The following is a 14,427-nucleotide window of genomic DNA, read 5'->3' as shown; positions in this document are numbered from 1 at the left end:
CGGCCCGGGCTGACCCCCCGAGTCCGGCCGGCGACACCGGGCGGGCGGCAGCCCCCAGTGCTTCCGCCCGCCCGGCGGTTATCGTGGGCCGAACGCGCGGCCCGGCTGATCATTTTCGGCCTCTCATCGGTCGTCCGTCGCGTCGTCCTGACGCCGTGTCGCACAGTGGACACCGGACCGGTCGGCGGCGCCGCCTTAGTCGAGTCGCCGCCAGTCCGGCCAGGCGGGCCGCTGCGCCGAGGTCAGCGCGTCGAGCATCACGTGCTCGACCTGCTCCGGTGTCAGCTCCGCGTGCTCGTCCCCGCCCGGTGGGTAGGCGGCCCAGCTGCGGTCCTCGGTGTCGGCCATCACGACGCCGACGGGATACCGGCGGTCGGTGACGGCGGCGACGACGCCCCACGGCCGGCGGACGTGCACCTGCTGGTCCTGGTACGGGTCGAGGTCCCGCAACCACCGTTGGACGGTTTCCCGATCGGTCACCGGAACCCGTTCGCCGCTCACCCGGAAGAAGCTCCACCCGGTCAACCGCTCCGCCACGTCCCCCGGTGGCTCGTGCCGACCGAACCGGTCGCGCAGCCATCCCATGTCGACTCCCCTCGATCCGCCGGCCTCGCGAAAGGGGGATGCCCCGGACCGGACGGTCGGGAAACCGGCCCGGGGTCTAGAGTGGTCGGCCGCAGCCGAACGGGGGTGTGATGGCCGAGATCGACAAGGTGGCGTGGATCCTGCTGGCCGACGGGCGGATCCTGAGCACCCGTTCGCGGGGTAGGGACGTGTGGTACCTGCCCGGCGGCAAGCGGGAGCCGGGAGAGGCGGACCGGGACACTCTGCGCCGGGAGATCGCTGAGGAGTTGAGCGTCGAGGTGGACGCGGAGAGCGCCGTGCACGTCGGCACGTTCAGCGCGCCGGCGCACGGGCACGCCGCGGGCGTGACGGTGCGGATGACCTGCTACCGCGCCGGGTATCGGGGCACGCTGCGGCCGGCGGCGGAGATCGCCGAGGCGGCCTGGCTGGGCTACGCCGACCGGCACCGCGTCTCCGCCGTGGACCAGATCATCTTCGATTACCTGCGCGCGGCGGACCTGCTGCGCTGATTCGGCCCCGGCCGGCCGCCCGGGCGCCGATCCCGGCCGCAATCCGGTGGCCGGGCGTCGTTTGCCGTCACCCGCCGAGGGTAAGCGCGGGGCCGGTGACGACAGGAGGGGCGGCGTGCGGTTTCCCCGCTTCATCGACGCGGTGTCCCGGCGGTCCGGGCTGGCGCCGGAGCAGTCCGCCACCGTCGCCCGTGCCGTGCTGCAGACGATGGCCGAACGGGTCACTGGTGAGGCGGACGATCTCGCCGGTCAGCTCCCGGATGAGCTGGACGGATATCTGGCGGGGCCCGATGGAGGGCGTGGCGGCCCGGCCGCCGGCCCCGCGGAGTTCCTGCGCCGGGTGGGGGAGCGGGCGGGGGTTGACGAGGTGACCGCGCGGGCCGGGACGGCCGCGGTCTTCGCGACCCTGCGCGAGGCGGTCACCGTGGGCGAGTTCCAGCAGATGGTGGCGCGGCTGCCGCGCGGCTTCGACGGAGGCATCGAGCCGAGGCCGGCGTCGCCGTACGATGGCTGACGCGACGAGCCCACCCATCCTGTCCAAGGTCCGACATGCGCCTACGTTGTGGGAAATTTGCCGGTGGTGGGCCTTCATAGCCGTAGGATTACTCGCGGGTTATCGCCTATTCGGTAATTCCTCTACGCGCTAGGGGGATGATCGGACCAATTCTGACGTCCGTTGTCCGAGGCGACGATCGGCTCTTCGGCCGGACTCTTATTGATGATCTTTGGACCCAGGCATCGAGCCATATGCTGCTCTCAATGTGACGTCCTGGGGGGGATCATGAATACCGCTGTCGAATGCTGCGCTTCCATCGTGGGTGGAGCGCCCGCCTCCTGACATGGCGAACGAGACGCTGATCCATCGCTTCGGCGATGTCGCCGCCGCCTGTCCGGACCACGCCGCCGTCCTCGGCGAGACCCAGCAGCTCAGCTACGCCGAGCTGGCCGGCCTCGCCGGCGGGTACGCGAACGCCCTCGCGGCGGCCGGGGTCCGACCGGGCGACCGGGTCGCGCTGCTGACCGCGCACGGGGCCCGCACCATCGCCGCCATCCTCGGCGCGCTCGCCGCCGGGTGCGCGTACGTGCCGCTGGATCCGACCTTTCCGCGGCGGCGCCTGCGGCACATGCTCGGCGCCGCCGAGGTGCGCGCCGTCCTGTGTGGAGCCGAACACGAGGACCTGGCCCGGCAGCTCGGCGCCGACCGGCCGGGCCTGCGCACCGTCCCGGTGGACGAGGTGCGCCCCGCCCCGCTGCGCCCCGTGTCCACCGATCCCGACGCGCTGGCGTACGTGCTGTTCACCTCCGGCTCCACCGGCGTGCCGAAGGCGGTCGGCCAGACCCAGCGCAACCTGCTGCACGTGGTGCGCAACCAGATCGACATCCTCGACCTGGGCCCGGCCGACCGGCTCAGCCTGCTCGCCTCGTTCAGCTTCGACGCGGCCATCCCCGACCTCTTCCCGGCGCTGCTGACCGGCGCCGCCGTCATCCCGGTCGACCTGCGCCGGCACGGGCTGGCGCACGCCGTCGAGCAGCTCGCCCGGCACGCCGTGACCGTCTACCACTCCACCCCGACGGTCTACCGGTTCCTCCTGGACACCCCCGGCGTCGACCGGCTCGAGCGGGTGCGGGTGGTGCTGCTCGGCGGCGAGCAGGCCACCCATGCCGACGCGGCCCGCGGCCGGGACCGGTTCGCCCCCGGATGCGTCCTGGTCAACGGCTACGGCGCGACCGAGATGACGTTCGCCGCCCGGCACGCGCTGCCGCTGGCCGACGCCGACCCGTCCGCCACCGGGCCGCTGCCGATCGGCACCGCGCTGCCCGGCTACCAGCTGCGGCTGGCCGAGACCGGCGAGATCGTGGTGCGCAGCCGGCACCTCGCCCCCGGTTACCTCGACCGCGACAGCGACCGGTTCTCCGTCGACCCGGACGGCGTGCCGGCCTACCGGACCGGCGACCTCGGTGAGCGGCTGCCCACCGGCGAGCTGCGCTGCCTCGGCCGGCTCGACCGCCAGGTCAAGGTGCGCGGCTTCCGGGTCGAGCTGACTGAGATCGAGTCGCTGCTCGCCGCCGAGCCGGGCGTCGCCGCGGTCCGGGCCATCGCCCGCGACGGCGAGCTGCTGGCGTACGTCCGCCCGGCCGGCGGGCCGCTCGACCCGGCCGGCCTGCGCGCCGCGCTCGCCCGGCAGTTGCCCGAGTACGCGCTGCCCCGCGCCGTCGTGTCGGTCGACGAGTTCCCGCTCACCGTCACCGGCAAGGTCGACGAGCGGGCGCTGCCCGACCCGGCCCACGAGGTCCCGCCCGGCGCGGCGCCGGCCACAGCGACCGAGCGCGCCGTGCACGACGTCTGGTGCGCGGTGCTGGGCCGGGACGCGGTGGGCCGCACCGACAGCTTCTTCGACGTGGGCGGCCAGTCCCTGCTCCTCGGTCAGGTCCAGCAGCGCCTCGCCGAACGGTTCGGGGTGCGGCTGCCGATGCTGCGACTCTTCGAGCACCCCACGGTGGCTGCGCAGGCCCGGCTGCTCGACGACCCGGCCGCCACCGACCGGGCCCCGGCGCCGGCGCTCACCACGCCACCCGCGCCGTCCGTCGCCGCCCGGGAGTACACCGGCGACGAGATCGCCGTGGTCGGTCTGGCCGGCCGCTTCCCCGGCGCACCGGATCTGGCGACGTTCTGGTGGAACCTGTGCGCCGGGGTGGACGCCGTGCACGACCACACCGACGCGGAACTGGCCGCGCTCGGCATCGGGCCGGGGCTGCGCGCCGACCCCCGGCACGTCCGGGCCGCCGGCCGCCTCGACGGGATCGCCGACTTCGACGCGGAGTTCTTCGCCTTCGGCGCGGCGGAGGCGGCCCGGACCGACCCGCAGCACCGGCTGTTCCTGGAGACCGCCTGGGAGGCCCTGGAGGACGCCGGCCACGACCCGACCCGCTTCCCCGGGCTGGTGGGGGTCTACTCGGCCACCTCCGCGAACCGCTACTTCCTGTTCCACCTCATGGACAACCCGGCCGTGGTCGGCGACGTGGACCCGGACGACTGGGAGGCCCGGCTGATCGGCCGGCAGTTCACCGACCACCTGCCCGGCCAGGTGGCGTACCGGCTGGGGCTGACCGGCCCGGCGGTCGCCGTGCAGAGCGCCTGCTCCAGCTCGCTGGTCGCGGTCTGCGTCGCCGCGCAGAGCCTGGCCGACTACCAGTGCGACATCGCCCTCGCCGGCGGGGTCAACGTGACCTGGCCCCGCTACCGGCACACCCCGGGCGGGCTGGCGTCCCCGGACGGCCGCTGCCGCGCCTTCGACGAGGCGGCCAACGGCGCCGGCTTCGGCTCCGGTGTCGGGGTAGTGGCCCTGCGCCGGCTCGCCGACGCGCAGGCCGACGGCGACCGCGTCTACGCGATCCTGCCCGGCTGGGCGGTCACCAACGACGGCCCGGACCGCGCCGGCTTCGCGGTGCCCGGCCCGGCCGGCCAGGCGGCCGCGGTGGCGGGTGCGCTCGCCGCCGCCGAGGTGGCCCCGGGCGAGGTCCGGTTCGTCGAGGCGCACGGCAGCGGCACCCCGCTCGGCGACGCCATCGAGGTGGCCGCGCTGCACGAGGTGTACGCGGGCGGTCCGGCGGAGACCTGCGCCCTCGGCTCGGTCAAGACCAACATCGGGCACCTGGACGCGGGTGCCGGGATCGCCAGCCTGATCAAGACGGTGCTCGCCGTGCAGCACGGGGTGATCCCGCCCAACCTGCACTACACCCGGCCGCACCCGGAGATCGACCTTGCCGGCGGCCCGTTCTACGTCCCCACCAAGGCGCGGGACTGGCCGGACGCGGCGCGCCGGGTCGCCGGGGTCAGCTCCTTCGGGCTCGGCGGCACCAACGCGCACGTCGTGGTCGAACAGCCGCCGCCGGTCGACCCGATCGACGGGCCGCGCTCCGCGGCGCACCTGCTGCCGGTCTCCGCACGCACCCCGGCGGCGCTGCGGGAGGCGCTGGCCCGGCTGCGGCAGCACCTCGCCGGCGCCGCCCCGGCACTGGACGAGGTCGCCGCCACGCTCGCGCTCGGCCGGCGGGCGTTCGACTGCCGGGCCGCGGTGGTCGCCACCGACCTGGCCGACGCGATCGCCGCCCTCGACGACCTGTTGGAGACCGGCGCCCGGGTGGCCGGCGACCCGGCGGAGCTGCGCGAGCTGGCCGCCGCGTGGGTGACCGGCCGGGACATGGACTGGACGGCGCTGCACCCCGAGGGCGGCGTACGGCGCACCGGGCTGCCCACCTACCCGTTCCAGCGACAGCGCTACTGGATCGACCCCCCGCAGAAAGGCGCACGGTGACCTGGTTCGTCTCCGCCGGAGGCCGCGATCCGGCCCCGGTCCAGCTCTTCTGCCTGCCGTACGCCGGCGCCGGCGCCAGCGCGTTCCGCCACTGGCAGGACGGCACCGGCGCGGGCGTCGAGGTGCTGCCGGTGCAACTGCCCGGTCGGGAGAACCGGATCACCGAGGACGCCCGGTTCCGGGTGGCCGACGTCGCGCGGGCCGTCGCCGAGCGGGCCACCGGCCCGTACGCCCTCTACGGCCACTCCATGGGTGGCCGGGTCGGCTTCGAGGTGGTCCGTGAGCTGCGCCGGGAGGGGTACCCGCTGCCGCTGCGGCTGTACGTCGGCGGAGCCCGCGCCCCGCACGTCACCGCGCCCAGCCTCTTCGACGGGCTCTCCACGGTGGACGACGACGAGCTGCTGCGCCGGCTCGGCGAGGGTGGCGGGCTGCCCGCCGAGATCCTCGACCACCCCGAGCTGGTGGAGCTGCTGCTGCCGCTGCTGCGCGCCGACTTCGGCCGGGTGGACAGCTACCGCTACGCACCCGGCGAGCCGCTGCCGGTGCCGATCGTGGTGTTCACCGGCCGGCACGACCGGGCCGTGACCCGCGAGCACAGCGCGGCCTGGCGGCAGCACACCACCGCCGGTTTCACCCTCCACGAGATCGACGGCGGGCACTTCTTCCTGCACGACGCCCTGGCGCAGTTGCTCGCGACGATCCGCGCCGACCTGGCCGCCGCGCTAGCCGGCGAGGCCGAGCTGGCCCGCGCCAGGAAGGCCGCCCCGCCGCCGGTCGCCTCCCGCACCGCCGCGACAGACCGCACCGACGGCGCGGCTGGCCCGAACAGCGCGGCGCCCGGCGCCGCCGCGGCGGGACGCACCGCCGGCACTCCGGCCGGCGCGCACCGGGTGCCGCTGGGCGACACCGGCTGGTCGGTCTGGCGCGACGCCATCCTGCGGACCACCGGCTTCCCGGCCGACGGGCTGACCGCGCTCGCCGCGCCGCAGGCCGCCGCGGCCGCCGACGAGCTGCTCGCCACCGGGACCGGGGAGGAGCAGTTCGACAAGGAGTTCGCCGAGGCGGTCGCCGTGACCGGCCGCCGGCTGACCGAGCTGGCCGGCGACCCGCTGCTGCGCGAGGCGGTCACCTGGCAGAACCGCAACGCCCTGCTCGCGCTCGACGGGCTGCGCAAGGGCGGCCCGGACGCGCCGCGCAACGTGCGCCGGCGCGACCGGGAACGGGCGCTGCTCAAGTACTGGCAGCGCTACTGCGGCAAGAACGAGACGGTCGGGTTCTTCGGGCCCAGCTGCTGGGCCACCATCGACCCGACCCGGCCCGGCGCCGCCGAGGTCCGCCCCGGGCCGGCGCTGACCCGCCGCCGCTGGGTGTGGTTCGAGTCGTGGGCGCTGGCCGCGTACGCCAATCGGATCGGCGCGGACCTCGCGGTGCGCGCCTGGTGGGCCCCGCGGCTCGCCCCGCAGCTGCGCCTCGCCGACCGGGCGGTGCTGCGGCCGGGCCGGCCGCCGGTTCCGCTCTCCCCGGTGGAGGCGGCACTGCTCGCCGCCACCGACGGCCGCCGTGCCGCCCGGGACCTGGTCGCCGACCCGCAGGTCGGCCTGCGCCGGCCGGAGGACGGCTACGCCCTGCTCGACCGGCTGGTCGAACGGGAGCTGATCACCTGGGACGCCGCGCTGCCGGTGAGCCCCGACGCCGAACAGGTCCTGAACGCGCGGATCGAGTCGATCGGCGACCCCACCGCGCGGGACGCCGCGCAGACGGGCTTCGATCGGCTCCGCGCCGCCCGGGACGCGGTCGCGGCGGCGGCCGGCGACCCCGACCGGCTGCTGGTCGCCCTCGACGCGCTCGACGAGACGTTCACCGCACTGACCGGCCAGCCTCCCCGCCGCCGCGAGGGCCAGATGTACGCCGGACGGACGCTCTGCTACGAGGACACCAGCCGCGACCTCGACGTAGTCTTCGGCGCGCCGCTGCTCGACGGGATCGCCGCGCCGCTCGGTGTGCTGCTCCGGGCCGCCCGGTGGCTGGCCGGCGCGCTCGAGGAGGCGTACGGGGCGGTGTTCCGTGACCTCTACGACGAGCTGCGCGCGGAGGCCGGCGACGGCCCGGTGGCCCTGTCCGACCTGTGGTTCCTCGCGCAGGGGTTGTTCTGGGGCGGGGGCGAGCGGCCGGTGGACGCGGTCGCCACCGAGTTCGCCGGCCGGTGGGCCGGGCTGTTCGGGCTGGACGCCCTGCCCGCCGGGACGACCGAGGTCCGGTTGCGCGTGGACGACCTCGCCGCCCGGGTCGCCGAGGTCTTCCCGGCCGTCCGGCCGCGGTGGACCAACTCCCGGCTGCACAGCCCGGATCTGCAGATCTGCGCGGCGGACGCGGACGCCCTGGCGCGCGGCGACTACACGGTGGTCCTCGGCGAACTGCACGCCGCCTGGCCGTCCTTCGACTGCCAGGTGTTCACCCCGTCGCACCCGGACGTGGAGCGGCTGCGCGCGGCGTTGGCCGAGGATCTCGGCGAACGGCGGATCCGGCTGCTCTTCCCCACGGACTGGCCGCGGCGCACCAGCCGCGTCGCCGAGGCGCTGATCGGCCCGACGGACCGCCAACTGGCCTTCCTGCCGGCCCCGGGCGCCGACCCGGAGCGGGTGCTGCCCACGGTCGCGCTGACGGTGGACCAGGAGGCGGGCCGGCTGCTGGTCACCGCGCCGGACGGGCAGCGGTGGCCGCTGACCGAGATCTTCGCGGGTCTGCTCGCCGCGCACGCCGTCGACGGGTTCAAGCTGGTGGCGGCGGCGCCGTACACCCCGCGGATCACGCTCGACCGGCTGGTGGTGGCCCGGCAGACGTGGCGCACCACGGTCGGGGAGTGCGGCCTGGGCGCGGTGACCGGCGAGCGGGACCGGTTCCTCGCCGTCCGTCGCTGGCGGCAGCGCCTCGGCCTGCCCGAGTGGGTCTACGTGAAGCTCGGCACCGAGACCAAGCCCTGCTTCGTCGACCTGAGCAGCCCGGCCTTCGCCAACATGTTCTGCGCCATGGTCCGGGCCGCCCGGGTCGACGGCGGTGACGGTGTCTCGCTGGTGGTCAGCGAGATGCTGCCGACACCCGACGACGCGTGGGTGCCCGACGCCCGGGGGCGGCGCTACTTCAGTGAGCTGCGGCTGCACATCGTGGACGCGGACGAGCCGGAGGTGGCCCGGTGAGCCACCGGATCCCGCTCGGCGACACCGGCTGGTGGCTGTGGCGCGACGCCGTACTGCGTACCGCCGGGTTTCCGGCGGCCGGGCTCGACGCGTTCGCCGCGCCGGACGCCGCGGCCGCCGCGGACGCGCTGCTCGCCGGCGACGGCACCGCGGACCTGTTCGACAAGGCGTTCCAGGCGGCGCTTCTCGACACCTCGGTCCGGGCCGGCGAGATCGCCCGGGACCCGCTGCTGCGCGAGGCGGTCACCTGGCAGAACCCGGGCATGCTGATCGCCCTGGACGGGCTGCTGCGGACCGACCCGGCGGCGCGCAACTGGCGCCGACGCAAGCGCGAGTCGGGCCTGCTGCGGTACTGGCAGCGCTACTGCGGCAAGGCGGAGACGATCGGCTTCTTCGGGCCGGTGTGCTGGGTGCGTCTCGACCCGGACGACCCGGCGACCCGACTGCGGCCCGGTCCGGAGCTGGTGTCCCGGCGGGACGTCCACTTCGAGGCGTGGGCGCTGATCGCGTACGCCGACCGGCTCGCGGAGGACCTGGCGGTGCGCCGGTGGTGGGCCCCCGCGCTGCCCCCGCACCTGAGCGTCGCGGGCCGGCAGCTGCGCCGGCCGCTGCACCCGCCGCTGGAGCTCACCGCCGCCGAGGCGCGGCTGTTGTCGTACTGCGACGGGCGGACCCCGGCGGCGACGGTGGTGGAGCGCGCCCGCGCCGACGGTGGTTCCGGGCCGCGCACCGACGCCGACGGTTACCTGCTGCTCGACCGGTTGGTGGAGCGCGGGCTGCTGAGCTGGGACGCGGCCCTGCCGGTCAGCCCGCGGGCCGAGCGGACGCTGCGCGACCGGCTGGCCGCGATCGGCGATCCCGTGGTCCGCGACGAGGTGACCGCGGGCTTCGACCGGCTGTGCGCGGCCCGCGACGCGGTCGCCGCCGCGGCCGGCGACCCCGGCCGGCTGGGTGGCGCGCTCGCCGCGCTGAACGACGAGTTCACCGCCCTCACCGGCCGCCCGGCGACGCGGCAGAGCGGGCAGATGTACGCCGGCCGCACGGTGCTCTACGAGGAGACCGTGCGGGACCTGGAGGTCATCGTGGGCGCGGCGGTGCTGGACGCGCTCGCCGAGCCGCTGGCGATCGTGCTGCAGGCCGCCCGGTGGCTCACCGCCGAGATCGGCGCGGCGCTGCGGCGGCTCCTCGACGAGCTGCACGCCGAGCTGCGCGGCGACGGGCCGGTCCGGCTCGCCGACGTCTGGTCGCTGGCGCAGGGGCTGCTGCTCACCCCGGACGGCCCGTTCGCCGCGGCCAGCGGGCAGTTCACCGCCCGCTGGGCGGAGCTGTTCGGCCTCGACACCACGGCGGCGGGCCAGGCGGAGCTGCGGCTGCGCAGTGCCGAGCTGGCCGAGCGGGCGGCCGAGCTGTTCGCGGCGTCCGGGCCCGGGTGGCCGTCGGCGCGGATCCACAGTCCGGACGTGCAGATCAGCGCGCCCGACGTGGCCGCGATCAACCGGGGCGAGTTCCTGCTGGTGCTCGGAGAGCTGCACCCGGCGTACACACCGTTCGAGAGCGTGGTCTTCGCGCCGTTCCACCCCGACCCGGCGGCGGTGCGCGCCGGGCTGGACGCCGACCTCGGCCCGGCCCGGGTCCGGGTGCTCTACCCGGAGGGCTTCCCGCGGGTCACCACCCGCACGACGTACGCGTTCACCGGCCCGGCCGACCGGCAGATCGGCATCGACACCGCACGCGGCGCCGACGTCGACGTGCTCGTCCCGGCCACCGAGGTACGGGTTGAGCCGGTGGACGGCGAGTTGACCGCGCTGCTGCCGGACGGCGGCCGGTGGCCGCTGGTGGAGATCTTCGCGAACCTGGTCGGCTCGTTGCTGCTGGACAGCTTCAAACTCGTCGCGCCGGCCCCGCACACGCCCCGGATCACCATCGACCGGCTGGTGGTGGCCCGGCGGACCTGGCGGACCACGGTCGGCGAGAGCGGCCTGTCGGGCCTCGCCGGTGACGCCGAGCGTTTCCTCGCCGTCCGCCGCTGGCGGCAGCGGCTCGATCTGCCGGAGCGGGTCTTCGTCAAGGTCGGCACCGAGGTCAAGCCCTGCTACGTCGACCTCACCGCCCCGCTGCACGCCCAGTCGCTGTGCCAGATGGTCGACGCCGCCGCGAAGAGCGGCCCGGACGTGTCGGTGGTGGTCAGCGAGCTGCTGCCGGGGCCGGCGGACACCTGGGTGACCGACGCGCGGGGCCGCGGGCACGTCAGCGAACTGCGCCTGCAGATCACCGATCCGATGAGCTACCGGGGAGAGAACGGGTGACCGACATCCTGTCCATCAGCGCGGTGCGGGGGGAGCGGCTGCCCTGGCCGGACGCGACGCTGGCCGAGCTGGTCGTCGCGCAGGCCGCGCGTACGCCGGACGCGGTCGCGGTGCGCCAGTGGGACGACCGGCTCACCTACCGGCAGCTGCTGGACCGGGCCGCCGGGGTGGCGGCCGCGCTGCGCGGGCACGGCGTCGGCCGGCAGAGCCGGGTGGGGGTGTGCGGACACCGGCGGCCGGAGCTGGTCGCCACCGTGCTCGGAGTGCTGCTCGCCGGCGGCTGCTACGTGCCGCTGGAGCCGGGCGGTCCGCGCCGGCGGCTGCGCGAGATCGCCGCGGACGCGGGCGTGTCCGTCGTGGTGGGTGACGCGGCCGAGGCGGAGTTCGCCGACGTGCCGGGAGTGGTCGCGCTGGGCCTGCCCGGTCCGGCGCCGCTCGCGCCCTGCCCGGCCCGGCCGGGCGACCCGGCGTACGTGCTGTTCACCTCCGGCTCCACCGGCCGGCCCAAGGGGGTGCTCACCACCCACCGCAACGCCGTCGAGTTCGTCCACGGGGTGGTCGCGCTCAGCGGCGCGGACGCTGGCGTGCGCAGCCTCGGCATCGCCTCGCTCGGCTTCGACGCGGCCACCATGGACCTCTTCGTCCCGCTGCTGCTGGGCGGCGCGGTGCAGCTGCTCGGCGCGGACGACCGGGCCGACCCGGTGCGGCTGACCCGGTTCGTCGCCGCGCACGCGGTGAACTGGGGTTTCATCACGCCCACCGTGCTGGGCATGCTGGACCCGGCCGAGCTGCCCGCCTGGCGGGTGGTGCTCTGCGGCGGCGAGGCGGTGCCGGCCGAGCTGGCCGCCCGCTGGGCGCCCGGGCGCGCCTTCCTCAACGGGTACGGGCCGACCGAGACCACGGTGCTGGCGGTCAGCGGTCCACTGTCCGCCGCCGAGACCGACCCGGTGCCGATCGGCGTCCCGCTGCCCAACCACCGGGCGTACGTGGTGGACGCCGCGCTGCGTCCGGTGCCGCCGGGGGCGACCGGTGAGCTGCTGATCGGCGGCCCCGGCCTGGCCGACGGCTACCTCAACCGGCCCGCGCTGACCGCCGAACGGTTCGTCCCGGACGCGTTCTCGGGCCTGCCCGGCGAGCGGTTGTACCGCACCGGCGACCTGGTCCGGCAGGACCCGGACGGGCGGATCGTCTACCTCGGCCGGGCCGACCGCCAGGTCAAGGTCCGGGGCCAGCGCATCGAGCTGGGCGAGGTGGAGGCGGTGCTGGCGGAGCTGCCCGGGGTGGACCGGGTCGCCGTCGAGGCGGTGCCCGGCCCGGCCGGCAGCGAGCTGGTCGCCTTCCTCACCCCGGCCGACGCGCCCGACGACGAGCGGCTGCGGGCGTACGCCGGACCCCGGTTGACCACCGCGATGCTGCCGGCCCGGGTGCTGCGCCTGGCCGCGCTGCCGGTCAGCCCGATCACCGGCAAGCTGGACCGCCCGGCGTTGCGCGCGCTGGACGCGGCGGCCCGGCCCGCACCGGACGTGCCGGCGGGTCCGGTCGTGGACGAGCCGGTCGACCGGGCCGTGGCGCGGATCTGGGCCCGGCTGCTCGGCGGGCGGCCCGGCCCGGAGACCGACTTCCTCGCCGCCGGCGGCAACTCGATCGCGGCGATGCGGCTGGTCGCCGCGCTCCGGGCCGAGCTGGGTCGGCACGTCGACACCCGGGACGTCTTCACCGGCCGCACCTTCAGCGAGCTGGTCGACCGGGTGGCCGCCGCCGCGCCGGCGGACCGGGACGGCCTCACCACCGGCAACCCGCCCACCCTCTCCCCGCCGCAGCGCCGGCTCTGGTTCGTCGACCAGCTCGCCCCGTCCAGCGCGCCGTACAACATCGCGGTCGCGCACCGGCTGCACGGCCCGCTGGACACCGTCGCGCTGGGCGCGGCGCTGCGGGCGGTCGCCGAGCGGCACGACGTGCTGCGCTGGCGGATCCCGCAGACCGGCGGTGTCCCGTACGCGGTCCGGGAGGAGCCGACCGACGTGGCCGTGCCGGTGGTCGACCTGACCGGCGTGGGCGACGCCGAGGGCGAGCTGGCCGGCATGCTCGCCGCCGGCGCCGGGCACGCCTTCGACCTGGCCACCGGGCCGCCCTGGCAGGTGACCGTCTACCGGCTCGGCCCCGACGAGCACGTGCTGGCGATCACCTTGCACCACGCGGTCTTCGACGGCTGGTCCGAGGCGGTCCTGTACGACGACCTCGCGGCCGCGTACGCCGACGCGGTGGCCGGGGAGACGCCGCGCCTGCCCGCGCTGTCCGCCACGTACGCGGACTACGCGGTGTGGCGGGCGGAGCGGGACCGCCGGCGGGGCGAGGCGGACCTGGCCTGGTGGGCCGGGCACCTGTCGGGTGCGCCGACCGTGCTGGACCTGCCCCGGGACCGGCCGCGCCCGGCCGTGCAGACCTACGCCGGCGCCGAGGCGTCGGTGCGGTTGCCCGAAGCGACCGACCGTGCGGTACGGGACCTGGCCGAGCGGCGCGGGACGACGGTCGCCGCGGTGCTGCTGGCCGGCTTCGGCGAACTGTTGGCCCGGCTCACCGGCGCGGACGACCACGTGCTGGGCGCGATCGTCGCGGACCGGCGACTCGCCGCCTTCGACGACGTGGTCGGCTTCTTCATCGACACCGTGCCGGTCCGGGTCCGCACCGCCGGGGCGAGCTTCGCCGAGCTGGTCGACCGGTGCGCGGCCGAGCTGCACGACGTGACCACCCACCCCGGCGCGCCGCTGGAGCGGATCGTCGAGGCGCTCGGCGTCGGCCGGGACACCTCCCGCGCGCCGCTGGTGCAGGTGTTGTTCAACGTGCTCAACTTCGTCCCGCCCCGATTGACCCTGACCGGGCTGGTCGGCGAGCCGGTGCCGGTGCCGAAACCCGGGTCGCCGTTCGACATCACCGTCTACGTGGTGGAGCGGGCCGGCCGCGTCGGCGTCGAGGTGGTGCACAACCCGGACCTCTTCGACGGCGTGCGGATCGAGGCGCTCCTGGACGACCTGGCCACCCTGGTCGGCGCGCTGGCCGCCGAGCCGTCCGTGCCGGCGCGCGCCGTCGCCGTCGAGCTGCCCCGGCCGACGGTCCGGGTGGCCCAGCTCGGCGCGATGACGGTCGCCGCCGGCGAGCCACCGCGGTCTCCGCTGCCGGCCGGCCCGGACGGGCTCACTGACACCGAGGAGCTGATCGCCGGCATCTGGCGGGAGGTGCTGGAGCGCGACCGGGTCGGGGTCACCGACAACTTCTTCGACATCGGCGGGCACTCGCTCGCCCTGGCCGCGGTGCACGCCCGGCTGACCGCCGCCACCGGCCGCTCGATCACGATGCTCGACCTCTTCCGCCACCCCACGATCCGGGCGCTCGCCGCCAGCCTCGACGGCGCCGCCGACCGGCCGGAGCTGGCCCGCGCCGCGCTGCGGGCCGCCGCCCGACGTAGCCGTACCCGTCGTAACCCACCCCGCCGCCCCGGCGGCACCGCGCACTGAAGGAC

Annotated in this window: 7 protein-coding genes; 6 read left to right on the top strand and 1 reads right to left on the bottom strand. The window is 76.1% G+C overall.

Annotated elements, in window-relative coordinates:
• Positions 1 to 195 precede the first annotated feature (195 nt).
• Complete coding sequence (locus O7603_RS09220) at positions 196 to 585, bottom strand: hypothetical protein (protein ID WP_281575274.1); 390 nt, start codon at positions 583 to 585, stop codon at positions 196 to 198.
• A 110-nt stretch (positions 586 to 695) separates the two neighbouring features.
• Here O7603_RS09220 and O7603_RS09215 point away from each other — a divergent pair, with 110 nt between their 5' ends.
• The 6 genes from O7603_RS09215 (at position 696) to O7603_RS09190 (ending at position 14,422) form a co-directional block, all read left to right on the top strand.
• Positions 696 to 1,094 (top strand): NUDIX domain-containing protein, encoded by a 399-nt coding sequence (locus O7603_RS09215; RefSeq protein ID WP_281575273.1) that lies wholly within the window; start codon positions 696 to 698, stop codon positions 1,092 to 1,094.
• A gap of 115 nt (positions 1,095 to 1,209) precedes the next feature.
• Positions 1,210 to 1,608 (top strand): DUF2267 domain-containing protein, encoded by a 399-nt coding sequence (locus O7603_RS09210; protein ID WP_281575272.1) that lies wholly within the window; start codon positions 1,210 to 1,212, stop codon positions 1,606 to 1,608.
• Positions 1,609 to 1,933: 325 nt separating this feature from the next.
• Entirely contained in the window at positions 1,934 to 5,410 is a 3,477-nt protein-coding gene (locus tag O7603_RS09205) for an AMP-binding protein (protein WP_281575271.1), read from the top strand.
• Positions 5,407 to 8,604: a thioesterase domain-containing protein gene (locus O7603_RS09200; RefSeq protein ID WP_281575270.1), complete on the top strand. Its 3,198-nt coding sequence runs from the start codon at positions 5,407 to 5,409 to the stop codon at positions 8,602 to 8,604. The genes O7603_RS09205 and O7603_RS09200 overlap by 4 nt, the downstream gene beginning before the upstream one ends.
• On the top strand, positions 8,601 to 10,910 hold the full coding sequence (locus O7603_RS09195) for a lantibiotic dehydratase (RefSeq protein ID WP_281575269.1): 2,310 nt from the start codon (positions 8,601 to 8,603) through the stop codon (positions 10,908 to 10,910). Before O7603_RS09200 ends, O7603_RS09195 begins: the two co-directional genes overlap by 4 nt.
• Entirely contained in the window at positions 10,907 to 14,422 is a 3,516-nt protein-coding gene (locus O7603_RS09190) for an amino acid adenylation domain-containing protein (protein WP_281575268.1), read from the top strand. The genes O7603_RS09195 and O7603_RS09190 overlap by 4 nt, the downstream gene beginning before the upstream one ends.
• The last annotated feature ends 5 nt before the right edge of the window (positions 14,423 to 14,427 follow it).

Origin of the sequence: Micromonospora sp. WMMD812, assembly GCF_027497215.1 — a bacterium.
GTDB lineage: Bacteria > Actinomycetota > Actinomycetes > Mycobacteriales > Micromonosporaceae > Micromonospora.
Note: the sequence above shows the minus strand (reverse complement) of the source record. Positions and strands in the feature narration are given on the sequence as shown.

Bases quoted from the DNA above. Each gene is read 5' to 3' on its own strand.
- O7603_RS09220 (WP_281575274.1), bottom strand. From the start codon at position 585: ATGGGATGGCTGCGCGACCGGTTCGGTCGGCACGAGCCACCGGGGGAC.
- O7603_RS09205 (WP_281575271.1), top strand. From the start codon at position 1,934: ATGGCGAACGAGACGCTGATCCATCGCTTCGGCGATGTCGCCGCCGCC.
- O7603_RS09215 (WP_281575273.1), top strand. From the start codon at position 696: ATGGCCGAGATCGACAAGGTGGCGTGGATCCTGCTGGCCGACGGGCGG.